This is a genomic window from Myxococcales bacterium, assembly GCA_022184915.1.
GTDB lineage: Bacteria > Myxococcota_A > Polyangia > Fen-1088 > Fen-1088 > JAGTJU01.
Map to the genome: position 1 here is coordinate 798,066 of JAGTJU010000003.1, position 23,010 is coordinate 821,075.

At 67.1% G+C, this 23,010-nt stretch carries 20 protein-coding genes; 11 read left to right on the forward strand and 9 right to left on the reverse strand.

What is annotated here, in order from left to right; translation table 11 throughout:
- Positions 1-6: 6 nt before the first annotated feature.
- A complete protein-coding gene (locus tag KA712_14900; GenBank protein MCG5054250.1) occupies positions 7-837 on the forward strand; it encodes an MBL fold metallo-hydrolase in 831 nt (276 codons plus the stop codon).
- Positions 838-870: 33 nt separating this feature from the next.
- Here KA712_14900 and KA712_14905 read toward each other — a convergent pair whose 3' ends face one another.
- Both KA712_14905 and KA712_14910 read right to left on the reverse strand, forming a co-directional pair.
- On the reverse strand, positions 871-1,824 hold the full coding sequence (locus KA712_14905) for a DUF4388 domain-containing protein (protein MCG5054251.1): 954 nt from the start codon (positions 1,822-1,824) through the stop codon (positions 871-873).
- A 144-nt stretch (positions 1,825-1,968) separates the two neighbouring features.
- The gene (locus tag KA712_14910) at positions 1,969-2,736 is read right to left on the reverse strand and encodes an alpha/beta fold hydrolase (GenBank protein MCG5054252.1); all 768 of its coding nucleotides are present in this window, start codon (positions 2,734-2,736) and stop codon (positions 1,969-1,971) included.
- 35 nt (positions 2,737-2,771) lie between these two features.
- Here KA712_14910 and KA712_14915 point away from each other — a divergent pair, with 35 nt between their 5' ends.
- The gene (locus tag KA712_14915) at positions 2,772-5,246 is read left to right on the forward strand and encodes a PEGA domain-containing protein (GenBank protein MCG5054253.1); all 2,475 of its coding nucleotides are present in this window, start codon (positions 2,772-2,774) and stop codon (positions 5,244-5,246) included.
- On the opposite strand, the gene KA712_14920 is transcribed toward KA712_14915, so the two are convergent.
- Positions 5,247-6,602 carry a sigma 54-interacting transcriptional regulator gene (locus KA712_14920; GenBank protein ID MCG5054254.1) on the reverse strand — a complete coding sequence of 452 codons (1,356 nt, stop codon included), beginning with the start codon at positions 6,600-6,602 and terminating at the stop codon, positions 5,247-5,249. It abuts the gene before it with no gap.
- Entirely contained in the window at positions 6,599-7,708 is a 1,110-nt protein-coding gene (locus tag KA712_14925; protein MCG5054255.1) for a serine/threonine protein kinase, read from the reverse strand. Before KA712_14925 ends, KA712_14920 begins: the two co-directional genes overlap by 4 nt.
- 227 nt (positions 7,709-7,935) lie before the next feature.
- On the opposite strand from KA712_14925, the gene KA712_14930 reads away from it, so the two are divergent.
- Entirely contained in the window at positions 7,936-8,406 is a 471-nt protein-coding gene (locus KA712_14930) for a hypothetical protein (protein MCG5054256.1), read from the forward strand.
- A gap of 21 nt (positions 8,407-8,427) precedes the next feature.
- On the opposite strand, the gene KA712_14935 is transcribed toward KA712_14930, so the two are convergent.
- The 4 genes from KA712_14935 to map form a co-directional block, all read right to left on the reverse strand.
- A complete protein-coding gene (locus KA712_14935) occupies positions 8,428-8,886 on the reverse strand; it encodes a hypothetical protein (protein ID MCG5054257.1) in 459 nt (152 codons plus the stop codon).
- A 78-nt stretch (positions 8,887-8,964) separates the two neighbouring features.
- Positions 8,965-9,969: an aldo/keto reductase gene (locus KA712_14940; protein ID MCG5054258.1), complete on the reverse strand. Its 1,005-nt coding sequence runs from the start codon at positions 9,967-9,969 to the stop codon at positions 8,965-8,967.
- A 51-nt stretch (positions 9,970-10,020) separates the two neighbouring features.
- Entirely contained in the window at positions 10,021-10,998 is a 978-nt protein-coding gene (gene dmeF, locus KA712_14945) for a CDF family Co(II)/Ni(II) efflux transporter DmeF (GenBank protein MCG5054259.1), read from the reverse strand.
- Positions 10,999-11,013: 15 nt separating this feature from the next.
- On the reverse strand, positions 11,014-12,030 hold the full coding sequence (gene map / locus KA712_14950) for a type I methionyl aminopeptidase (GenBank protein ID MCG5054260.1): 1,017 nt from the start codon (positions 12,028-12,030) through the stop codon (positions 11,014-11,016).
- 157 nt (positions 12,031-12,187) lie between these two features.
- On the opposite strand from map, the gene fusA reads away from it, so the two are divergent.
- Positions 12,188-14,269 (forward strand): elongation factor G, encoded by a 2,082-nt coding sequence (gene fusA, locus KA712_14955; GenBank protein ID MCG5054261.1) that lies wholly within the window; start codon positions 12,188-12,190, stop codon positions 14,267-14,269.
- 74 nt (positions 14,270-14,343) lie between these two features.
- Here the strand turns inward: fusA and KA712_14960 are convergent, their stop codons facing one another.
- Positions 14,344-14,736 (reverse strand): transposase, encoded by a 393-nt coding sequence (locus KA712_14960; protein MCG5054262.1) that lies wholly within the window; start codon positions 14,734-14,736, stop codon positions 14,344-14,346.
- Positions 14,737-14,986: 250 nt separating this feature from the next.
- Here KA712_14960 and KA712_14965 point away from each other — a divergent pair, with 250 nt between their 5' ends.
- The 7 genes from KA712_14965 to KA712_14995 all read left to right on the forward strand — a co-directional run.
- Complete coding sequence (locus tag KA712_14965) at positions 14,987-16,390, forward strand: hypothetical protein (protein MCG5054263.1); 1,404 nt, start codon at positions 14,987-14,989, stop codon at positions 16,388-16,390.
- Between the two features lie 230 nt (positions 16,391-16,620).
- The gene (locus tag KA712_14970) at positions 16,621-17,880 is read left to right on the forward strand and encodes a hypothetical protein (protein MCG5054264.1); all 1,260 of its coding nucleotides are present in this window, start codon (positions 16,621-16,623) and stop codon (positions 17,878-17,880) included.
- A 14-nt stretch (positions 17,881-17,894) separates the two neighbouring features.
- Positions 17,895-19,223 (forward strand): sigma 54-interacting transcriptional regulator, encoded by a 1,329-nt coding sequence (locus KA712_14975; protein ID MCG5054265.1) that lies wholly within the window; start codon positions 17,895-17,897, stop codon positions 19,221-19,223.
- A gap of 102 nt (positions 19,224-19,325) precedes the next feature.
- On the forward strand, positions 19,326-20,228 hold the full coding sequence (locus KA712_14980) for an AraC family transcriptional regulator (protein MCG5054266.1): 903 nt from the start codon (positions 19,326-19,328) through the stop codon (positions 20,226-20,228).
- A 186-nt stretch (positions 20,229-20,414) separates the two neighbouring features.
- A complete protein-coding gene (locus tag KA712_14985) occupies positions 20,415-21,668 on the forward strand; it encodes a LamG domain-containing protein (GenBank protein MCG5054267.1) in 1,254 nt (417 codons plus the stop codon).
- A 74-nt stretch (positions 21,669-21,742) separates the two neighbouring features.
- The gene (locus KA712_14990) at positions 21,743-22,132 is read left to right on the forward strand and encodes a tautomerase family protein (protein ID MCG5054268.1); all 390 of its coding nucleotides are present in this window, start codon (positions 21,743-21,745) and stop codon (positions 22,130-22,132) included.
- Between the two features lie 588 nt (positions 22,133-22,720).
- A partial coding sequence (locus KA712_14995; GenBank protein MCG5054269.1) for a hypothetical protein occupies positions 22,721-23,010 on the forward strand: 290 nt, incomplete at its 3' end.

Genomic DNA, 23,010 nt, shown 5'->3' on the forward strand with positions numbered 1-23,010 from the left:
CGTGTGATGGAGGTGACATTCTGGGGCGTTCGCGGTTCGATCCCGTCTCCGGGTCCGGGCACAGTCCGCTACGGAGGCAACACAGCCTGCGTGTCCGTGCGCCTGGCCAGCGGCGAGCTCGTGATCCTCGATCTCGGCACCGGCGCGCGAAACCTGGGCAACGCTCTCATGGAAGGGCCCTTCGGCAAGGGGAAGGGCCGCGCCACGATTTTGTTGTCCCTCGCGCAGTGGGATCACATCCAGGGGTTTCCCTTCTTCGTGCCGTTCTACGTGCCTGGAAATCAGTTCACGATTTACGGTGGCCCCCGGCAGCGTGCGGAGCTCGAGGGAATCCTCGAACGGCAAATGGCCGCTCAATACTTCCCCGTGCAGACGTACAAGAACATGGCGGCCCAGCTGTCGCTTGCGTCCCTGCCCGAGGGCGACACGCTGGTCTTGGGCAGCGCCACGGTGAGGGCCGCGCGTGAGGGCGGCCCGCTCGGGGCCACCGTTTACCGCATCGAGGAGGGGGGCAGGTCGCTGGCGTATGCGGGCCACGGGGCCTGTGCCGATCGGGGAGATGGGCGCCGCAGCTTGTTGGCCGGGGTGGACTTGCTCATCCACGAAGCGTCCTTTTCCGTGGACGACGGTCGACGCTATCCCGATCGAGGGCTGTCCTCGGTCGATCAGGCGGTCACCTGTGCCGTGGAAGCGGGAGCCAAAACGCTGGCGCTCTTTCACTACGACCAGGACTACACCGACGCCGAGGTCGACGCCTTGGCCAATGAGGGCAAGCGCTTGGCTTCAGGCGGGCTGCGCGTGGTGGCAGCCGCCGAGCGTCAGCGTTTCACCTTGTGAGCGGCGTAGGCCCCGGACGGCAGGGCGCGCGCGTCACGAGGCTTGAAGGTAGCCCTTCTCGATGAGCTGCTTGAGCGCTTCTGCTGTTTCGAGATCGGGAAGCCGCGAGCGGTCGAAAAGGCTCTGCAGGGTGCCACCCGCGAGCGCGAGCTGAAAGAGATCGAGCTCGTCGGGTTTGAGGTCGCGCAGCTTGGCTTCGAGCGGGCGGGGCAGGGCAATGACGGACGAGGGGGCCGGCAGCTTCTCCCCGATCACCTTCAGCTCGTCCATCTGGCGCATGCCCTCCATGAGCAGCGCCTCGGTGGACTCCTGTATTTCTTCGAGTACGGTTCGCTCGTCCGGGGCTTCGAGCTCGAAGAAGCCCGCGGTCCAGGAGAGCATGCGGTACATGGCCTTGCGGGGGCTCACGTCGAAGCTTTCGTCGATGCTGGCAAAGTAGATCTGGCCGGTGCGGAAGTAGATTCGGCCGGTGCCGAGATCCGAGCGCAACACGAGAACACCCGACTTCCGGCTGGTGGAGAGCAGCTGAATGAGATCCGGCAGCGGGATCTCCTCGATGCTTCCCGACATCGTGCGAGACGGGGGGCGGCGCGTGGCGTCCACCTGCATCTTCGAGCGGGCTTCGGTCTCGGAGAGGTTGTTGGCGGAGACCTCGCCGTTGAGGCCCACCAGCTTGATGATCGAGGTGCCGATCAGAATCCGATCGCCGTCTTTCAGCTCGACGCTGCGGATCTTCTCCCCGTTGACGAAGGTGCCGTTCGTGGAACCCAAGTCCTGGATGGTGATGTTCTTTTCGTTCGTGGCGATCTTCGCGTGCTTGCGGGAGACCATGTCTTCCACGAGGACCATGTCGAGGTCGGAGGAGCGCCCGATGATGATTTCCCGGTTCGGCCGAAGGGGAAACTCCCCGCCCTGGTACTTGCCGGAAATGAAGCGCAGGGCCCAAAGGGCCGCATCCTGTCCGCTGCTGTTGTCTTGATCGTGCACGCGCGTGTTTCGGCTGTAAGTCTGCCCAGTTAGAGCCCATGGTAAGGCCGGTGCGCGGGACCGTCAACACACGGCTCGCCCGCCGGGCCCAAATCGGGCGGGGCCGGGACGGGGTCTGCCGTCCGCGCGGTGTCGCGACCCGGGCTACGCCGGCGGGGGCTGGCCTCGCAGGATGCGGTCCAGGGCCTCGGCCACGGGCTCTTCCACCAGCAGTCCCGAGTGGGTGGTGGGCAGTTCGATGTGCCGGGCCCCCTGCAAGACCGTGGTGCGCACGGGAGCAAAAAAGTCCCGCTCCCCCGAAATGGTGACCAATTCGACCCCCGGAGGCAGGGGCGTCTCCTTGAGCTCGCGGAGGAAGCTGCTGCCGGGCAGCAACTGTCGGCTCGCCGCTCCCAGGGGGGCCGTGATCAGCCCAAAAACCGCTGACCAGGTCCCTGCGGCTGGCGAGCCCAAGAGCACCATGCGGCGCACGCGGTGACGGCCCCCGAGCCGCTTGACGTAGTAGAGCCCCACGAGGCCGCCCATCGAGTGGCCCACGATGTCCACGCGGTCGACCCCCGTCTGCTCGACGAGCGCCTCCACCTTGCGGGCCACGAGACCCGCTGTGTCGCGGATGTCGCCCACATTCATCCGCCCCAGCTTGTAAGTGAGAACGACGTGTCCCCGCTCGTGCAGGCGCTTGGCCAAAAGATGCACCGAGCCCCGGTTCGCCAGATAACCTTGAAGCAGCAGGACCGGGGCGGGCGGGGTGTCAGGCGCCGCGGTGTCGTGTTCGGGCGGACCAACGCTCGCTGCGTGGGGGCCGTAGTTGCCGCGCAGCAGCTGCCGCACGTACACGGCGGCTTGGCTCGTGTCCGTGACCTGTTGCCCCAGGGTCCGCGTGGCGTCCAGTAGGCGGTCCAGAATCCCCATTGATCAGTCGATGGTAGCACCCCGTGGATGCCTCCATGAGACCGAACGCGCCCGCTGCCCGGGCTCCCTCGCGGATCTTTGGGCGCTTCCACTTCCAGGAGATTCTGGAGGGGCCCGAGCCCTTCGTGACGTACCGGGCGCGCACCCAGGGCCTGGCAGGGCTCGAGCGGGCGTTTGCGCTCAAGACCCTGCCCGTAGCCGCGGTCCGGGCTCGGCCAGATGCGGCGCGCAGACTGCTCGACGTGGCCTCGCGTACGGCGGCCCTGCGAGAGGCGCGGATCGGCCAGGTGGTCGACTTCGGAATGGCGCCTGAGGGCACGGTGTACGTGGCCACCGAGTTTCTGTCAGGTGTGAACCTTTCGGCCTTGCGGGAGGGCCTGTGCCGCGAACCCGAGGTCCGCGCCGTGGCCGCGCGGGTTCTGGCTCATGTGGGGGCCGAAGTGGCGGCGGCGCTCGCGGCGGGGCACCAGGCAAGCCCCCCGCTCGTCCACGGAGGCCTCACGCCCTCGAACGTCTTCCTGACTCTGCGGGGCGCGGTCAAGGTGGTCGATTTCGGCCAGCGCTTGGCCGTGCTTTCGAGCGAGGACCCGGGGCCGAGGCCATCGGCCGGCCCTCACGCGGCGCCGGAGCTGGTCTCGCCTGAACAGGGCTCGCCGGCCGCGGACGTGTTTGCGCTGGGGGTGCTCGTCGTCGAGCTCGGCACCGGCACGAGACCGTCGGTTTCGCGGGACGTGCGGAGCGGTTCGGAGCTCAGTCGGTCCCTGTTGAAGCTTCCTGGCGAGTTGGCGGTGCCCCTGGCGGGCCTGCTTCGTGTGGATCCGGCGCAACGGCCCTCGGCGCGTGAGGCGGAGCGCCAGCTGCGGCGTATCGCTACGGGGATGGCGGATACGGAAGTGCGCGCCCTGCTAGCGGCCCTGGCCCGGCGCTTGTCCGCGCCCCCCCCGGGCACGCCCAGCGAAAGTGCGGTGTTGCCTGCTCTCGAGGGCGGGGCGGGGGCGGTACCTCGAGCCCCGAACGCCGCCGCCCAAACCACCGAGATGGCGCCGTGCCCGGCAGATGTGGCGCTCTCGGCGGGCGACCTCCGCGCCGTGGCCTTGGACCCGGGGCGCACCGAGGCGTCGGCCATGTTCGAGCTGTCGGTCGAGGACTTGGTGGAGGCCTTGCCCGAGGGGGCGTCGCAGGCCGTCACCAGCGCGCCTCGTTCGGTGGCTCTGCGGCCCAAGCCCCCCCCGGTTCCCACCGCTGGGGCAGTGCCGCCTCCGGGACGCCCCAACATGGACAATCTCACCACCGGTGAGCTCGAGGCAATGTTTGCGCCTGGCCTCGCGCCGGGGGCGGGGCCCGCCGGCCAGGCAAACGCCATGGTCGACCCCGCTGCGCCACCGCCCGAAAACGACTTTTCGGAGGATGCAAAGACGAACGCCTTCGAAGGGCGCAAACTAAGGCCCCTTCTGGGCGATTCCTTCGAACGGCCTCGGCGGCTCTCCTCGACCGCCGGAGATGTGTTTCCCCCGCTGCCCGAGGCCCAAAATGTCGGGGCCGCGCTTCCCTGGGACCTGGACGCCCCCGGCGTTTCGGGGGCATTCCTGCCGGGCTTGGCCGAGCCCACCGTCGAGATGGATGCCCGACAGCTGTTGCGATCGGAGCTGCTCACGGGGGATCCCTTGCCGGAAGATCCCGCGGGTGCGCCCGCGGACCTGGCGCCCGCCTACTCTGCGGACGCGGGCGAACCCGAGGAAGGGGCGGACGCGCTCGATTCTTCGAACGAAGCCTGGGAGCATGAACTGGTCACGGCCCAGGTGCGCAGCACGGGCCGGCTCCGGCTGATCGTCACGCTGGCCACGGCCGCGTGTGTGGCGCTCGTCACCGGTGTGGCTGGTGGGTATCTGCTGGGGGAGCGCAAGGCCCCGCCAAGAGCGTCAGGCGACGCCGTGGGCCCGCAGGCGTTTCCGTCGCCACCAGCGCTGCCGCCCCCGGCGCAGGCACCTGCTCCGCCTCCGGTCGCGCGCCCCCTGCCAGCACCCCTCGCTGCGGCAGAGCCCGCTGTGGCCCCACCCGCGCCCCGGGACGCGCAGGGCCGCGTGCGGGTGGAACTGTCGAGCGCCCCCCCAGGCGCCGTCGTCTGGATCAACGGCGGTGAACGCGGCGTCACACCGACGACGGTCGAGCTCAAGGAGAGACACAAGCGGCTCCTGTTGGTCTTGCCTGGCCACCTGCCCGTCGAGGAGACGCTGGATCACGCCACCCTGCCGGCGACGCGTTCGTGGACCCTCGTGCCGGCCACCCTGCCCGAACCAGGCAGCGCTGCGGTGAGCGTGACGTGCCAGGCTCTCGGCAAATATCCCATTTCGGTCGATGGGAAGGAGACAGGGCTCTTGTGCCCTGCCGACATCGCGCTTGCGCCGGGTGCACACGAGGTGTCCGTGTTCGTGCCCTGGCGCTTCAAGCGCTACGTCACCCGGATCGACCTGCTCGAAGGGCAACGAAAGAAGATCACCCTCAGCCGGTGATCACGTCAGGCTTGCGTCGGGGTCGCGCAGACCGTGTTTGCGCAGCAGCTCGCGCAGGTGCTTGCGGTCCAGCTCTGCCGCGCGGGCGGCGGCCGACAGGTTGCCGTGGTGGGTCTCGAGCAGCTTGGCGAGGTACGCGCGCTCGAAGGCATCGACCATCACGGCCTTGGCGTCCTTGAAGGGAAGCTCGAAGGGGATCTCGGCGGGGGCCGGCGTGCTCGAGGGCGCTCCGTCCGGGAAGGTCTGGGAAAAATCGAGCTCGTTGTCACGGCAGAGCGCGACGACACGTTCGATGGCGTTTCGTAACTCGCGGACGTTGCCCGGCCATCCGTGCTGCTTGAGGCGCTCCAGATCGTGCTTGTGCACACGAAGTGCCTTGCCATGGCTCATCTCCTTGACGAAGTGACGCGCGAGCAAGGGAATGTCGTCGTGGCGTTCGCGCAAGGGCGGAATGGTGATGCGCACCACGGCCAGCCGGTAATAGAGATCCTCCCTGAATCGCTTCTGGCTGACCTCCACGCGCAGATCACGGTTGGTGGCGGCCACCACGCGCACGTTCACCTTGCGATAGGCGTCGCCTCCGACGGGGCGAACCATCTGCTTGTCGAGCACGCGGAGCAAGGTGGGCTGCAGATCCAGCCCGAGCTCCCCAATCTCGTCGAGAAACAACGTGCCGCCGTCCGCTTCGCCGAACGCACCCCGTCGCTCGCTGATCGCACCCGTGAAGGCGCCCTTGACGTGCCCGAAGAGCGCAGACTCGATGAGTTCGTGGGGCACCGCCGCGCAATCGAACACCACCAAGGGTTGTCCTTTGCGGTGGCTGTGCCGGTGGATCTCTTCGGCGAACAGCTCCTTGCCCGTGCCGGTCTCACCCTCGAGCAAAACCGTGGCGTCGGTCTGCGCGACGTCCTCGAGCAGCGAGAACAGGCGCCGCATCTTCGGGTCGCGTCCGAAGAGGGCGCCGAAGCGCTCTTTGTCGCCTGGGAGCACCTCGACGGCTTGCTCGTCGGGCACGTACTTCATGACCGTCTGCCCCACCTGGATCTCCATGCCGTAGCCCAGTTCCAGCTCTCGGAAGCGGGCGCCCTTGACGAACGAGCCGTTGGTCGAACCCAAGTCACGCAGCAGCAGACCGCCGTCGGCGAGGCGAATCTCGAGGTGTCGACGGGACACCGTGGGATCGGTGAGCTGGAGTTGGCAGTCGTTTCCCGACCCGAGCAGGAGCGGGCTGGTCTCGAGGACGAAAGACTCCCCCCGATCCTGCCCATGCAGGACGATGAAGCGACCGCGACCAGACTGGCGCGTGATCGGCGCTTCCGGGTTGATGATCCGGGTGGGCGACTTCGGGGCGTTCATTCCGAGGCAAAGCGGGGCACGGCGGCGTGCCGGGCGGCGGTCTCTCGCAGGCTGTCCAGGGAATCGAAGGGGGTGGCTTCTTTGCCGATGGGCAGAGCTTCACCCGGGTGGCCGTGCCCCTCACCCACGGCGAGACGTTCCGTATCGGCGCTGACGGCGCTATCGTCGTGGGCCCACCTCTCCGGGTCCGGGCCCAAGAGCTGGCCGAGCTCGCGCGCCAGATCGGCCGCTCCATAGGCCAGCCCATGGTGGTGACACACGGCGCGCAAGGTCTGGTGAAACTCCGCGGCCGAGCGAAAGCGATCGTTGGGTTGCCGACACAGGGCGCGGGCGAAGACCTGTTCCACGTCCTCCGGAAGGCCGGGCACCACCTGCCTCAGGCTGGGCAACGCTCTTGCGTAGACCTCTTCGGGCGGAGTCTGGAGATCGCCGACGAACAAACGTGAACCCAAGAAGGACTCGAAGAGGCAGACCGCCAGAGAGAACGCGTCGCTGCGACCGTCGAGGGGCTCGCTGCGGGCTTGCTCGGGAGACATGTAGCCCACCTTGCCGCGCACCCGGTAGAACACCGAGGCGAAGGCCGAGGCCTTGGCGATTCCGAAGTCGGACAGCTTCACCTCGCCCTGGGCCGAACACAGGATGTTCGAGGGCGACACGTCGCGATGGATGATGCCGAGCGGTTTGCCCTGGCCGTCGGCCTTGCCATGCATGTACGCAAGACCAGCCAAGATCTCTTGCCCGATGAACAGGATCGCCGCCGGGGACAGGGCACGGCGCCGCAGGCGGGCGCGCCAATTGATCGTGCGAAGATCCGTTCCCCGTACGTACTCCATGACGATGAAGAGCGTGTCGTCGGAGCGGACCAGATCGTAGGTGCGCACGATGTTTACGTGATCGAGCGAGGCCGAAATGCGCGCCTCGCGGAAGAACAGATCGCGAAACTCGGGCCGGGACGTAAACTCGGGCAAGAGCTGCTTGAGCACCACGGGTCTTTCGAACCCACCGGCCCCGAGGCGTTTGCCCAGGTAGATGGCTCCCATGCCGCCTTCGGTGAGATAGCGCTCGATGCGATACCGCCGCAAAGCGGGTGGCGGTGGCGTGCTCATCAGGCCCAGACTAACCGTTCGACTCCACGATTGCGAAGCCTTAAGAGGCAGGGGCTACACGGCTCACTGCAAGACGAGGGTCGGCGTGCTTGACAAAGACTGAACAGATGTTTAGGTTGTCATTCCACCAATGGCCGCCTCGTCGGGGCGGCGCGCGTGCTCTGCGTGTCACAGCACTCTCCCCTGCGCGCCGTCCCGGCGAGCTTGGGCGTGTTAGCCTGGAAGACGTGCGCGGGCCGCCGAACAAGCTGCAGGGGTTGCACGACCTGAGGTCGCAAACGCGCGACGAGAGGGCGCAGGCGCTGGTCGCGGCGGAAGAGGCGCTCACCAGGGCCGAAGCTGCGCAGGCGGCGCTCGACGCCGCCTACGAAGCCGCGCGGGGGCACTACGAGCGCCGTGCGCGGTCCGCCAGCGGTGCGCGCCCCGTCCGCGAGGTGCAGGCCGCGGAAGACGAGCTTCGGGCCGCCTTCGAGGCGTGCGGCTTGGCCGAGCGGACGGCGCGGGTGCACCGCGAGACCGTAGTGCCGACAGCGCTCGTGACTCGTGACGGCGCCGCGCGTGCGCTCGTCGAAGCTGAGCGAGACCTGGAACTGGTCGCCCGGCATCAGGCGCGGCAGCGCGCCCAGGCCGAACAGGACGAGGCCCGGCGACGCGAAGCCGAGCTCGACGACTGGACGGCCGAACGCCGCGGGCCTTGAGCCGTCCGGCGGTCGCTCGAATCAAACGTCGCGCGCGCCCTGAAGCAGGGCCGTGCTTCGGCGTTGCTGCTCGAGCTGCTGTTGCCGCAAGCTCTCCATCAGCGTGATCACACCGGGCGCTTCCGTGCGGCGCGCGAGATCCGCGTAGATGCCGATCAGGGCTTCGTCGAACTCCGTGAATCTGCCCACGATGTCTTCGGCGTCGCCACCGCTGATTCTCCCCAGGAGATCTTGATCGAGGCTCACCTCGGGCGTGTATTGGAAGTACGTCTGCAGCAGCTCTTCCGGCCCGTTGTGGAGGTAGCCCTGGAGCGCCTCCAGCCAACGCCGCCGCTCGGACGCGAGCGCCCCGAGCGTCATTGCATCGCGCGGCGCGCTTTCTTTGCGGTGTTCGGCAATGTGCTCGAGGTAATCCACCGCCTCCCCACCCAGCGCGGCGATGCGATCCATGACCTCACGCACGCTCTGGAAGTTGTCCATCTTCTCGCCCTTCACAGGGGTAAGTCTGGCGGACCCGCGGAGGTCGTCAAGCGGAGCGGCCCGAAGGGGCCGCGACGTTCATATGCCCGCGAACGTGCGCGACAGCGCGTCCTTGTCCTCCTGCGAGAGCTTTACGGACATGGCCCGCGCGTTTTCGCGAGCCTGTTCCGCGTTGCGCGCACCGACGATCGCCGAGGTCACACCAGCTTGACCTATGACCCACGCCGCAGCCAGGTTCGCCAACGTGCAGCTGTGTGCGTGCGCCATGTCACGCGCCTGAGCGAGCGCGGCGTCCACCTTGTGCCTGACTTCGGGCTGAAACCACCGCACCGTGGCGCGGTGATCGTTGGCGGGGAACGTGTGGTCGGGTTTGTACTTTCCCGAGAGCAAACCGCGCGCGATGGGGCTGTAAGCGATGACGCCCACCGCGTGTTCGCGACACCAAGGAAGCAGAGCTGCCTCGAGTCCCCGCTCGAGCAGATTGTAGGGTGGTTGAACGCTGACGACCGGCGCCACCTTGCTGGCCTCCTCGAGCTGGGCCACTGAGAAGTTCGAAACGCCGATCCAGCGGATCTTCCCCTCGTTGCGGAGCTGCGCCAGGGTTTCCAGAGCGGCCGTCACGGGTTTTGCCGGTTCGGGCCAGTGAACTTGGTAAAGGTCGATGTAGTCGACTTGCAGCCGCCGGAGGCTGTCTTCGCATTCCTGCCGCACACGCTCGGGGCGGAGGTCATGGAAAACGGGGTGGACGGAGCCGTCGACGTCGGTCAGGTCGAACTTGAAGGTGCCGACGCGGCTGTCCCATGCAAGACCGCACTTCGTGGCGATCACCACCTGCTGCCTCGGGGTGCGTAGCTGCCGCAGGGCTTGTCCAACGAGGGTCTCGGAGTGGCCCATGCCGTAGATGGGCGCCGTGTCGATGCACGTGACTCCGGCCGCGAGGCTGGCGTCGATCGCTGCGATGGCGTGCTTTTCGTCCTGTCCGCCCCACATGGAGCCGCCAAGGGCCCAGGCGCCGAGTGTGACGGTGCTGACGGAAAGGTCCGACGAGCCCAGCCGCCGTTGCTCCGAGGTCTGCGTGCTCATACAGGGGACGTTAGGATTTTTCGCGCTGAGGCGCCAGCGCGCACGAGGACATCAGGCGGGCGTGGCGGGTGGGGGCGAGGCCCTGTGAACCTCGACGGTGAGGTGGGACAGAGCCACGGCCGCCAGCAACCGTTCTCGGTAGTAGCCGACGTCGCGTGGCCGTTGGGTGACGATCGACACGACGCAGCCGAAGCGGCTCGGCCCGATCTCCCAGAGGTGAAGGTCCGTGATGCACACGTCATCGATCGCCCCGAGCGCGTCGCGGATGCGCGACTCGACGCCCGCTGCAGGCGCCAGGTCCAGGAGCTGGCGCGCGGCAGACCGGCACAGCTTGACCGCCCAGTGCATGATGACGGCGCTGCCCAGCAACGCGATGAGCGGGTCGAGGAATGTCCACCCCAGCCACAGGCCGGCCGCCAAGCCGGCGATGGCGAGCACGCTCGTGAGGGCATCGGCCAGCACGTGTGCGTACGCAGCGCGCAGGTTGTGATCGGCGGGGTGATCGTGATCGTGCAGGGGCTCTGCGTGTTCGTGATGATGCGTGTGCGCCCCGTGCTCTTCGTGCTCTTCGTGCGGGTGGCCGAGCAGCTTGGCGCTGACGACGTTCACGACGAGGCCGATCACGGCGACGGGGAGCGCGTCGCGAAAGGCGATCGCCTCGGGGTTGCGGAGGCGCGCGAACGCTTCGATGGCCATCCAGACGGCCACGAGCGCCAGCGCGACGGCGTTCGTGTAGCCCGCAAGCGCGTAGACCTTGCCGGTGCCAAAAACGAAGAGCCGGTGGGTCGCGCGCGCGCGCGCCAGCCAATACGCACCGGCCGAGAGCCCAAGCGCGCCGGCGTGGGAGGCCATGTGCCAGCCATCGGCCACCAGCGCGAGGGAACCTGACCAGTATCCCACCAGCAGCTCGGCCACCATGGTGACCAGGGTTAGTCCCACCACCCACAGCACGCGCCGCTCGGCGGGACGCACCTCGACCTCAGCTTCGTGCAGCCGGCAGTCCCAAGGTTTGGCGACGGGCACCGACACGGCTCCCTCTCTCCGCTATCCGGAACCGGGCAGGGTCAAGATCTCTACGCCCGACTCGGTCACCAAAACGGTGTGCTCGAATTGGGCCGAGCGGCGGCCGTCTGCCGTCACCACCGTCCAGCCGTCCGCCCACAGACGATCGCGCCACGTGCCCTCGTTGATCATGGGCTCGATGGTGAAAGTCATACCCGGCACGAACTGAGTCGTGGCGCGTGGGTCGAAGTAGTGCGGGATCTGCAGGCGGCTATGGAAAACCTCTCCGATGCCATGACCACAGTAAGTCCTCACCACGGACAAATCGTGCGCCTTGGCGTGCGCTTCGATGGCCCGTCCGATGTCTCGCACCATGCCCCCGGGCTTGACGGCGGCGATGCCGAGCTCGCACGCCTTGCGTGTGACCTCGACCAGCCGCTGTGAGGCAGGGTCGACGGCACCCACGAAGTACGTGGCGTTGGTGTCACCGTGCATGCCGTCCACATAGACCGTGACGTCGAGGTCGATGATGTCTCCCTCTTCGAGAGGGCGGTCGTCGGGGATGCCGTGGCAGATCACCTCGTTGACCGAGGTGCACAGTGACTTTGGGAAGCCGCGGTAGTTGAGCGGGCTAGGGTACGCGCCCCGGCGCAGGCACTCCTCGTGGCAGATCGCATCGAGTTCGTCCGTGGTCACCCCCGGTCGAATCCATGCGGCTGTTTTCTCGAGAACTTCGGCCGCGATTCGGCAGGCCTTGCGCATGCGCGCCACGCGGCCGGCGTCCTTGACCTCGGGCAGGCTGATGGGGCCAGGGCGCCCCGTGTCCGCGTAATCGGGACGCGGGATCTCGGCGGGCACAGGGCGTTTCGGGCCGACCACGCCGGGCTCGAGCAGCTTGGCTCGCCGCGTGGGGCTACCTGTGCGCGCGGCCTCGGCGTCCACGTCACGGTGACAGCGCTTGTACTTTTTCCCACTGCCGCACCAGCAGGGCTCGTTCGGTCCCACCTTGGCGCGGGGGGCTGTTCCCAGATCTCGCAAGACGCCCTGATCGTAGTGCATGGGGGGCCGCCTCGCTACTTCGACGCTCCGGGGTTCTGGGGGCACGGAGGCGCGCAACGGCAAGGACGGGCGCCGCCAGCGAGAGGGCCCTCAGGGCCATTTTTTCTTGACTGCGGGGGCGGACCAGCCCGCTCGCGTTCCCTATACTGCGGCCGCCATGTCTGCGCCCTCAGGCTCGAAGACCTCGAAAACCGCCAAACTTCTGCGCACCCGTAACATCGGGATCGTGGCCCACATCGACGCGGGCAAGACCACGGTCAGTGAGCGCTTCCTCTTCCTGTCGGGCCGCATCCACAAAATTGGCGAGGTTCACGACGGCGAGGCGCAGATGGACTGGATGCCTCAGGAGCGGGAGCGGGGCATCACGATCACGGCGGCTGCCACCACGGTCGAATGGAAGGGGCACGATCTGCACCTCATCGATACACCGGGCCACGTGGACTTCACCATCGAGGTCGAACGTTCCTTGCGCGTGCTCGACGGAGCCGTCGTGGTGTTTTGCGGCGTCTCGGGGGTGGAGCCGCAGAGCGAGACCGTGTGGCGCCAGGCCAACCGTTTCCACGTGCCCCGGATCGCCTTCGTCAACAAGATGGACCGTGCCGGCGCCGACTTCGCCCGCGTGGTGGACGATGTCCGGACCCGCCTTGGGGCCAACGTGGCTCCCGTGCAGCTGCCGATCGGCGCCGAAGACCGCTTCGTGGGCGTCGTGGACCTGGTCCGCGAAAAGGCGCTGTACTTCAGCGGCACTGAGACCGAGCCCCCCCGGGAGGACGTGATCCCGGCCGACATGGCCGAGGACGTCGCCAAGGCGCGCGAGGCGCTCATCGAGGCCGTCGCCGATCTCGACGACGCCCTGGCCACCGCCTATCTCGAAGGCCAGGCCATCTCCGAGGAGACCCTGAAGGCGGCGCTGCGCAAGGGCACCGTGGGGTGCAAGCTCGTTCCCGTGCTCGCCGGGGCTGCGCTGCGAAACAAGGGCGTGCAGCCCCTGCTCGACGCGGTCGTGGACTATCTGCCCTCTCCCCTCGAGGTGCCCCCCATCGAGGGCGTGGTGCCTGGCACGAACGAACCGGCTTCGCGTGAACCCACCGACAGCGCGCCGTTTTGCGCTTTGGCTTTCAAGGTGCAGATGGACGAGGGCCGCAAGGGCGTTTATCTGCGCATCTACTCCGGCACCGCGAAGCCCGGCGACGAAGTGCTCAACGTGCGGCTTGGGCAAAAAGAAAAGATCGCGCGGCTCTTCAGCGTGCACGCCAACCGCAGGGAGCGTCTCGACAAAGCCGGCACGGGCGAGATCGTGCTGGCCATGGGGCTGCGCCACGCGGGCACGGGCGACACGATCTGCGCCCCGAATGCCCCCATCCTGCTCGATCAGATCGTGGCGCAGGAGCCTGTGATCACGCGGGCCATCGAACCCAAGACCACGGCTGAGAAAGAGAAGATGGACTTCGCGCTGCAGAAGATCGCCGATGAAGATCCCACCTTCCGCTACCAGGAAGACGCTGACACGGGTCAGAGCATCATTCGGGGCATGGGTGAGCTGCACCTCGACATCATCGTCGACCGGCTCAAGCGTGAGTACAACGTGGAGGCCACGGTGGGCCGGCCCCAGGTGGTTTATCGAGAGACTGTCTCTGGACCTGCCGACGTGGAGGCGGTCTTCGAGCGCGATCTCGAGAACGAGAAGCTCTTCGGGCACGCCAAGGTACACATCGAGCCGCGGCCGCGCGGGGCGGGCAACGAAATCCGGCTGGCCATCGCGCCCCCGAACGTGCCGCCCGGAACCAAGGTCATCGAGCCCCCTCAATCCATCCTCGACGCGGCCCTGGATGGCGCGCGCGAGTCGATGGGCTCCGGGCTCGAGGGGTACCCCCTCGAAGACGTGGCACTGGTCATCACGGGCCTCGAATACCGGCCCGAGGCGTCCACCCCGAACGGGCAAAAGGCCGCCATGGGGGAAGCGGTTCGCAAGGCACTGCGCACGGCGGGCACCTCACTGCTCGAGCCAATCATGCGCGTGGAGATCTCAGCCCCCGAATCGAATGTGGGCGACGTGCTGGGCGATCTGAACGCCCGCCGCGCACAGATAGAGGACGTGGGCTTCCGTGCAGATCAGCGCATGATCGTGGCTCTGGTCCCGCTGCGTCGCATGTTTGGTTACGCCACCGACGTGCGCTCTGCGACCCAGGGGCGGGCGACCTACAGCATGCTCTTCGAGAAGTACGATACCTGGGGCTGAGGGGGCTGCGTTCGCTTCGTGCGGACGGGCCTTTCGAGAAGGCAGGGGAGCGATGGGGGCGCAAGCCCCGGTGGTCACGCGCGCTTGGCTGCGGCGGCTCCGGCTGATCCACCCAGCCGAGGGGCGAGGGCCTCGAATTGCGCCAGACGCGCCTCGAGCCTCTGGGTGTGCGCCACGAGGCGGGACAGCGTCGACTCCAGTTCGATGACGCGCGTCGCCAGGTTCTCCCCAGGGGCGGTCTCCGCCGCGGACGAAGTTTCCCAGCTATAGCGGGTCGGGTCGAAGTTCAAGCTGCGTTTCCAGCGGAACAAGAGGCTGACCGCGATGCCGTAGCGACGCCCGAGCTCGGACAGTGATTCGTTGTTGCGGCAGGCCTCGGCCAAAATGGCCTCTTTTTCCTGCGTGGTGAACCTGCGTCGCCGCCCAGCCTGCAGGTCGGGCACGACCAGATTGGAATGCTTCATCATCGAACCCTCCCTCGACAAATCTCTAAGGTACCCAGGTAGGCCCTTGCGCCCAGGGGAATGAGCACCCTGGTTTAGGTACAATTAACAGGTGTCAACACGAGCTTGGCTCTGGCCTTGAGTCCAACTCTGCTCGCGTTCCTCGAAGGTCCAGAGGCGTCGCCCGAGCGCCCAAGCTCGCTTGCCATGGGTACAGGCACATGCGCCTGGTTTTCCCCACCCCCAGCGGCTAGCCTCCGGGCGTTTCCGATCCGTGTCCTCCTCGTCGTCACCTCCCTATCGCCGCGGCGTGCCCCTCGTGCTCGCCTGTCGTTTCGTGGGGCTCGGCGTGCTTGCGGTGTCCTTCAGCGTGAGCTGTTCGCTCAAGGTCGATAGAGACAAGCTGGCGGCGCTGGGGGCGCTGTGCGACGGAGGCGTCTGCGGCGACGCTGCCGTCCCGAGCGCGGGTTGTCGTTCCGGATGCTGGGATGACGTGGCGTTGGCCTGCCTCCCTGGAACCAGCAACGTGGCGTGTGGGCGGGAGGGTGCGGCGTGTACCGCCTGTGAGGCTCCCACGGGGCTGTGCGCGGAGGGCCTCTGCGTAGCGCAAAATGCCATTTTGGCGCTGAGCGCTTCGGCGGGCCACACCTGCATGGCCGACAGCGCCTTCAATCTGTGGTGCTGGGGCCAAAACGACCGCGGGCAATTGGGATTGGAGCTTGGCTCCCCCGGCACGGACAGGCCCCAGATCAGCGCCACGGGCAGCTGGAAAGACGTGAGCGCGGGGGGGGACGCCCAGGCACACACCTGCGCGATTCACTTTCAGGGGTCCTTGTGGTGCTGGGGCGACAACAGCCGCGGTCAGGCGGGCGCGAATCCGTCCGAGGTGCCCTTCTCGAGCCGCGTGCGCTTGTTGGATCCGGGGGGATGGGCGCGGGTGTCGGTGGGGCCTCTGGCTTCCTGTGCCGTGCGCGACCAAGGCACGTTGTGGTGCTGGGGGGCAGGCGACGACGGTCGCCTCGGCTTCGAGGGAGGCAGCGACAGACCCGGCGTCGTGGGCACGGAGGCCGATTGGCGCGACGTGAGCGTGGGCGACGGGTTTTCGTGCGCGCTCAAAGACGACAACTCGCTTTATTGCTGGGGACGAAACGACCGCGGTCAGGTGGGTCGGTCCGACGTGGGCGCAGTTACCAGCCGCCCCGCCTTCGTGACGGCGAATGTCCTCAGCGTCGCCGCGGGCGGTTCACATGCGTGCGGCGTACGGACCGGCAACAGCGTGTGGTGCTGGGGCGACAATGCCCAGGGCCAGAGCGCCGAGACACGTGAGTTACCCTTTGTCCCCTCGCCCCGCCGCCTGGCCTTTGGTATCGCCCCCGAGCCGCAATGGCGCCAGGTCGCCGCGGGAGTTGGGCACAGCTGCGCCGTGTCCGCGGACGGCCAGCTGTGGTGCTGGGGCCGCAACGACGAAGGCCAGATTGGCATTGGAGCCGCAAGCACTCTGCCGTCACCCCCCGTGCGCATCGCACGCGAACGCGGGTGGCGGCGCGTGGCCGTCGGCGCGCGGCACACCTGCGCCGAAGCGGCCGACGGCACGCTGTGGTGCTGGGGCGACGGCCGCCTGGGACAAACGGGGGTGGCGCCTCCGCTCACCCCGATACCCGTGCGTGTCACCTTCTGAGGGGTCTGGAAAACCCGACCGATGGTCGGGTAGACCCATCCAGGGGTTTGCGGGGAAAGGCCACTGGCTTCAAAGATTGCAAGCCCTTCTCCTGTATCCTGGTTAAAGATCGCGCGGGCACGCCCGTTGCTGTAGCCCTTTTCTGTCTTCCCCGTCACCCCATCGTCACCGTGCCCCGCCCTTCCTCCTGCCCGCGCCCGCCCTGTTCCTTCCTCCCCTTCTTGGGGACGATGGTGGTAGGGCTACCAGGGCTCCTGGCTTGTGGCGACGACGGGGCCGACGCACGTTGCGGCGCGGGTCTTGCCAGCGCGGTCCCTGTCGGAGAAGACGCCGATGCCGGTCGGCCCCCGCTCCAAGTGCTGGCGCAGGATCCCACCTTCGGAGCCTGTGGCGTGCGAGTGTCAGACCACATCGGGCACCAAAACCCCATCGCGGTCCACCATGGCTCACGCCACCAGGCCTTCAACGCCGACGGCTCGCTGGTCATGCTTCGCAGTGGGCAGCTCCTGCGCCTCCGAGACAGCGTCATCGTGTCCACGCTGCCCGCCGCGGACTCTGCGTGGCTGTGGTCGCCGGACGAGCCGGACGAGGCCTTCGCCCTGCGGGGTGCCCAGCTGGTGGTTCATGACGCCCGCCAAAACGCCACGCGGGTGGTGCTCTCCCTGCCGGCGCCCTATCAGGGCTGGGTGCCCGAGACCGCCACCTTCGGTGTGGATCGCACGACCCACGAGACGCTGCTCGTGGCGGTGCGTGACGACGGAGGCAAGGTCCTGTTGCGCGTCGATACGGCGCGGGGAGCTCTGGTTCCCGTGTTGGACGTGCCTCGGGACGAGCTGCAGGCCATCCCGGCGCCTCGCTGGGTCTCGCTGCTGCCCGGCGCACAGGGGTCCCTGGTGGCATGGCCGCGAGAAGGTGAGGGCGCCCGCTTCGCGGGCGTGGAACTTTTCGATCGTGAGGGGCGGTTTCTGCGCCAGGTGACAAAGGACCGTCCCGCGGGCGACGTGGCCGAAGACGGTGCGGGGAGCTTGTGGTTCGTCTACGCCCTGGCGCCTCATCAAGGGCCCGTGACGCACCATCACCTCGTGAAGACGCGTTTGGGAAGTGTCCGGGGGGTGGTTGGCAACGGTGAAACCTTGCCCTTGCTGACGCTGGACCTCGAGCGGCAGGTAGAGGTGTCGTGTTTGGCTCACGGGCAGGACTTTTGTGTCTTCAGCACCAGCGCCGACGAGGGGGCCTCGGCCGCGCCCCTCGCGGGCGAGCTGATCAAAGTCGACCTGGGCAGTACACCCGATGCCCCTCTGTTCGCGCGCCTGGCGCAACACCGCAGCCGCCCCGCCGCGGTGTTCGCGCAGCCCTCGAGTGCCTGCCCTCTGTCCCCCACGACGGTGTTGCCGCACCCCAGCTTGGATCGCAGCGGGACTCGGCTGCTGTTCGGGAGCAACTGGGGGAACAATTGTTTCGCCGAGCTGTATATGCTCCAGCTGCCCTGACATCTAAACCCGGCATGTCCATGCAACCCACGCTGCCCCTGGCCCGGACCGGCCTTCCGATTCGTCGCCTGAGCTTGCAACGGCTGGACGATCCCCGCGCGCCGGTGTTCGTGGGGGCGCTCGACCGCGTCACCTTGGGCAGTGCCGAGGGCAACGATTTGCGCCTCGAGGATCCCACGGTGTCTCGGTTCCATGCCGTGCTCCATCGGCGGGGCGACCGCATCGTGGTGCGGGACTTGGGCTCTACGAACGGAACGGTGATCGGTCCGGTGCGGCTACAGGACGGCGAGGGAGAGATCGCGAGCGAGACGACCATCAGGCTCGGCAACGTGGCGCTCATCGTTCGTGATGGCGACGTGGTCATGGTGGAGCACGGCCCTGGCGAGCTCGGGGGGCTGGTGGGACGTTCACCGGCGATGCGCCAGCTGCTCGCGCAGGTGCAAAAGACGTCGCGTAGCGACGTGCCCGTGCTGGTGCTGGGCGAGTCTGGAACGGGCAAGGAGTTGGTGGGCCGGGCCCTGCACGAAGGCAGCCCGCGCGCGTCCGCGCCCTTCGTCACGGTGGACTGCGGCGCGCTTTCGTCCACGCTGTTTTCGAGCGAGCTCTTCGGGCACGAAAAAGGGGCGTTCACGGGCGCCCATCGTCAGCACCCCGGGGCCTTCGAGCGGGCATCGGGCGGCACCCTGTTTCTCGACGAGGTGGGTGAGCTCTCGCCGGAGCAGCAGTCTGCGCTGCTGGGTGCGCTCGAGCGCAAGACGATCCGGCGGCTGGGCGGTACGCGGGACTTGCCCGTGAACGTACGTCTGATCTCGGCGACCTCACGTGACCTCCTCAAAGAGGTGAACCAAGGACGTTTTCGCCTGGATTTGTTTTACCGCCTGGCGGTGGTTCGGCTCGATATGCCGCCTTTGCGGGAGCACCCGGAAGACATCCCGCTTTTGATTCAGCACTTCTTGCAAGACGAGGGCGCCATGGCACGCATGGAAAGCCTTTTCGATCGCGACGCGCTGACGCGGCTCAAGAACCATGCCTGGCCTGGCAATGCGCGCGAGCTGCGCAACTACGTCCTGGGGGCGTTGGCTCTGGGCCAGGTGCCCGAGTTCGTGGGCGCAGGTCCCGGCGCCCTCGCCGGGCCCCCCGCTGACACGGTGTCCTTTGTGGAGGACGGTCACGTGGTGCCCTACAAGGACGCCCGTAGACAAATCGTGGACACCTTCGAGCGTCGCTACCTCAGGGATCTGCTCGAGGCGACGCGTGGCAACATTCGTGAGAGCGCGCGCCAGGCCCAAATGAACCGCTCGTACCTCATCGAGCTCTTGAGCAAACACGGGCTGCCCGAGTGAAGCTGACGGGTTCGCCGCCCTCCTCGCGTGCCCTGGCCCCCGCGTGACAGCGCAGGGCGAGTCGCTCACGAGAACGCAAGTTCCATCAAGCACCGGCGTGGAATGCGCGTTAGTTTCGGAGGCTCGGAGCTCACGGTGAACCCTGCCTCTCACGCGTATCGAAAGCGGTTTCAGCGCGTGCTGGACCATATCGATGCCCACCTCGACGAGGGGTTGACCTTGGACGGCCTGAGCGCCGTGGCGGCCTTCTCGAAGTTTCATTTCCACCGACAATTCTCCGAGTATCTGGGAGTGCCGGTGCATCAGTACGTTCAGCTCGTGCGCATGCGCCGCGCAGCGTACCAGCTCACCTTTCACGATGGCGTACGCATCGTGGAGCTCGCTCTGGCTTGTGGATACGAAAGCCACGAGGCGTTCTCTCGTGCGTTTCGGGCCGCTACAGGCGCGAGCCCTTCTGCGTTTCGAGAGCGTCCCGACTGGCGCCGACTCGACGAAACCTACGAGGCCATCAATGCCATCGAGCGAGGACACATGGATCAACGACACATCGAAACGATAGAGTTCCCCACCACGCGCATCGCCGCGATCGAGCACCGGGGAGACCCGCGCTCGATCTTCGCCACCGTGCGGAAGTTCGTGGACTGGCGAAAGCGCAACGGGCTTTCACCGTCCCGTAGTGCGACGTACAACGTATTTTACGACGACCCTCGCACCACACCTCCGGACGCGTTTCGCATGGACATTGCCGCCGCTATCGAGGGCGCTGTCGAACCGAACGAGCACGGTGTCGTGGAAAAGACGATCCCGGCAGGCCGATGTGCGGTGCTGCGCTACGTGGGCGGCGAAGACGGTTTGAGCCGAGCGATCCATCACCTGTACGCGAGCTGGCTTCCGGCGAGCGGAGAAGAGCTGCGCGATTTCCCGCTCTTCCTCCAACGCGTACGGTTCTTTCCCGAAGTGCCGGACCACGAAGCGGTGACCGATATTTTTTTGCCGCTGCGCTAACCAACCCTTCTGCGTTCAGGCGCCCAAAAGCCCGTGCGTTTCTTCCTGACACCCTGACCGCGGCGCAAAACCCTCCGTGCTGCTTGGGCGCGGCAATGACCCGGAACGTCGGGTCCGATAGAGCAGCCATTTTCTTGAGCCCTGCAGGCTGCAGCTTTGCACTCACTTGCGATGGATGTGTTTGCCTTGCTCCCAAAGCCTTTTTCGCGCCGTATCAACGCCTTCACGGCGGTCGTCGGGGCGGGTGTGCTCGCCTGCCTCGTACCGGCCTGCCAGGGCGCGGCCGAAGACGACCAGGACACCGATGAGGAGGGCATGGGCGGCGACGGCGGGGAGCAGGCGGCTGGTGGTTCAAGCAACGGCCAAGGTGGTGTTGGGGGCAAAGCCGGAGCGGGAGGTTCCCCTGGCGGTGTTGCGGGACAGGGCGCGGGGGGGGCCCCTGGCGGTGTTGGCGGGCAGGGCGTGGGAGGTTCGGGAGCCGGTGGCAGTTCTTTGGGTGGTGGCAGTGGGGGTGCGCCTTCACCGGGGGCCGGCGGAACGGGCGGTACAAATGGCGTTCAGGGGGGCAAAGGCGGCTCCGCGGCCATGGGAGGCAGCGGTAGCGGTGGCATGCCGGGGGGCGCTGGGGGCATGCCGGGGAGCGGCGGCACAGGCGGCTCGATGCCCCCTTCGGGAAGCGTGGTCCGCCGGGGGCTCATCGCCCAGTACGATTTCCGCGAGACCTCGGGAGACACGGTGAGGGACACCTCGGGGGTGGGCGCGGCCTTCGACCTGAAGATGTTCCGCACGCAGTACATCGAGCGGCTCAACCACGGGGTGAAGTTCCTCAAGGCGCCGACGAGTGGGCAAAACGATGGTCCCGATCAGACCACGCCGATCATCCGATCCGGGGGGGCCGCAGACAAAATCAATAATCCCATCCGTGCCGCGAACGCCTTTTCACTGGAGGTGTGGCTCAAACCGACTGTGCTCAAGCAAAGCGGACCCGCCCGGGTGATATCGCTCGACTACACCAATTACGAGCTCACCAATCTCAACCTGATGCACGGCCCGCCGGGTTGTTCGGACGGGAGCGAAGGACAATATGTTCAGCTTCGCATCGGAGGAGCAGACAACGCCTGCCCTGCCCTGCCCACGCCTGCGCAGCCCAACCTCACGGGCCAAGTGCAACACTTGGTCCTCACCCAATCGGGCAAAGACTGGGTGCTCTACAGCAACGGCCAGGTCAGCGCGAAGGGCACCCACACACGTTCGCCCTCGCAGTGGAATACCCAGGCCGGGCTGGCATTTGGCAACCTCATGCACCTGCCCACGCCTGGCGCTGCGCACGCCAACTTCCGCTATTGGCTGGGCGAGTTGTACTACGTGGGTTGGTACGACGTGGCCCTCACCGAAGCGGAAGTGAAGACCAACGCATCGATCCCCTACGCGCAGCGCTGAGCCCGCTCTCGTCTGCGATTGCACGCTGCCGCGCGTGTTTGACGCGCGGTCTGCCGTGGCTCATGCTCCTGCCCATGCCTCTCGTGAAGATCGAACGGCGCCGGCGGGACGGGGCTTGCGCGAAGGCGGACTTGTTCGAGGCCGTGCACCAGGCCATTCGCGCCGCCTTCCACACGCCACCTCACGACCGTACCCAGCGCTTCGTGGAGTATCAGGCGGAAGACTTCGAGATTCCACCCGGCTGCAGTGAGGCTTTGACAATCATCGAGATCTCGGCTTTTGCGGGACGCAGCCTCGACGCCAAGCGGGCCCTCTACCGCGAGATCGTGAGCCGCACGTCGGCGCTGGGCATCCCTTCAGAAGACGTATTCATCGTGCTTCACGACGTGCCGCTCGAAAACTGGGGGCTCAAGGGCGGGCAGGCCGCCTGCGACGTGGACTTCGGGTTCAAGATCAAGGTGTAAGCGCGCCACGGATGGCCCGTGAGGCGGTGCATGGTTCCCAACATCGCTTGGCCCGCAAGGCGGTGGATGGTTCCCGTCGCGCCTTCGCCCGTGTAAAGTCACCGGCAGAACGAGGTGGGGTCTCGAAAGCAATCTCCCTTCGGCAGTATCTCGAAGGGCAGAAAACTCTGGGTGCGCGCCTCCCCCGGGCCCGAAGGAGACGTGATGATGTTCATTCCAGGTCGTTTGGTCGGACTCGTGGCGGGAGGCAGTCTTTGCGTGATGCTGGGCTGCGGCGGTGCTGCGACGGACGCAGATGATGACGCGCCGAGAGGCGGCTCCGGCGGGGGTGTCGAGGGCGCTGCGGGCAGCGGAGGCAGAGGGGGCAAGGGGGGAGGTCCAGGTGGGAACTCGCAGGGCGGCTCCAGTGGCAGCCCTGGGGGAGCGCAGGGGGGCCAGGCTGGCTCCGCGGCTCAGGGTGGCGTTGGGGGGCAAGTGTCCCCTGGAGGCGGCGGGAACGGAGGGGCAGCGGGGGGCGATGTCGGCGGCATGGCAGGGGGCGGCTCTGCTGGGTCTAACGGCAGCGGGGGTGCGTCGCAGCCTCCCCCAGTGACGGTCACGAAGGAAGAGCAGGCGCAGCTCGTGGCTCAGTTGGCCAAGAAGGTGTGCCGGCTGAACGCGCGCTACGACCGGGAGGGGAACGTAGTGTCCCTCAATCTGTCGAACCACCAGAAGTTCTGCGGGGAGGGCCAGGACGGTAACCGCCCGGTCGTGACGTGGGTGCCGGTCGGCTTCAAAGACACCGATGTCGACGACCTGTTGAAATTTCCGGAGTTGAGGCGTGTGCGCTTCGAGAAGATGCTGATGACCGACGCCGGGTATGCCGTAGTCGCGAAGAT

Coding starts and splice junctions, on each gene's coding strand:
- KA712_14900 (MCG5054250.1), top strand. CDS start 7: ATGGAGGTGACATTCTGGGGCGTTCGCGGTTCGATCCCGTCTCCGGGT.
- KA712_14910 (MCG5054252.1), bottom strand. CDS start 2,736: ATGGGGATTCTGGACCGCCTACTGGACGCCACGCGGACCCTGGGGCAA.
- KA712_14915 (MCG5054253.1), top strand. CDS start 2,772: ATGAGACCGAACGCGCCCGCTGCCCGGGCTCCCTCGCGGATCTTTGGG.
- KA712_14920 (MCG5054254.1), bottom strand. CDS start 6,602: ATGAACGCCCCGAAGTCGCCCACCCGGATCATCAACCCGGAAGCGCCG.
- KA712_14925 (MCG5054255.1), bottom strand. CDS start 7,708: ATGAGCACGCCACCGCCACCCGCTTTGCGGCGGTATCGCATCGAGCGC.
- KA712_14935 (MCG5054257.1), bottom strand. CDS start 8,886: ATGGACAACTTCCAGAGCGTGCGTGAGGTCATGGATCGCATCGCCGCG.
- KA712_14940 (MCG5054258.1), bottom strand. CDS start 9,969: ATGAGCACGCAGACCTCGGAGCAACGGCGGCTGGGCTCGTCGGACCTT.
- map (MCG5054260.1), bottom strand. CDS start 12,030: ATGCACTACGATCAGGGCGTCTTGCGAGATCTGGGAACAGCCCCCCGC.
- fusA (MCG5054261.1), top strand. CDS start 12,188: ATGTCTGCGCCCTCAGGCTCGAAGACCTCGAAAACCGCCAAACTTCTG.
- KA712_14960 (MCG5054262.1), bottom strand. CDS start 14,736: ATGATGAAGCATTCCAATCTGGTCGTGCCCGACCTGCAGGCTGGGCGG.
- KA712_14970 (MCG5054264.1), top strand. CDS start 16,621: ATGGTGGTAGGGCTACCAGGGCTCCTGGCTTGTGGCGACGACGGGGCC.
- KA712_14975 (MCG5054265.1), top strand. CDS start 17,895: ATGTCCATGCAACCCACGCTGCCCCTGGCCCGGACCGGCCTTCCGATT.
- KA712_14980 (MCG5054266.1), top strand. CDS start 19,326: ATGCGCGTTAGTTTCGGAGGCTCGGAGCTCACGGTGAACCCTGCCTCT.
- KA712_14990 (MCG5054268.1), top strand. CDS start 21,743: ATGCCTCTCGTGAAGATCGAACGGCGCCGGCGGGACGGGGCTTGCGCG.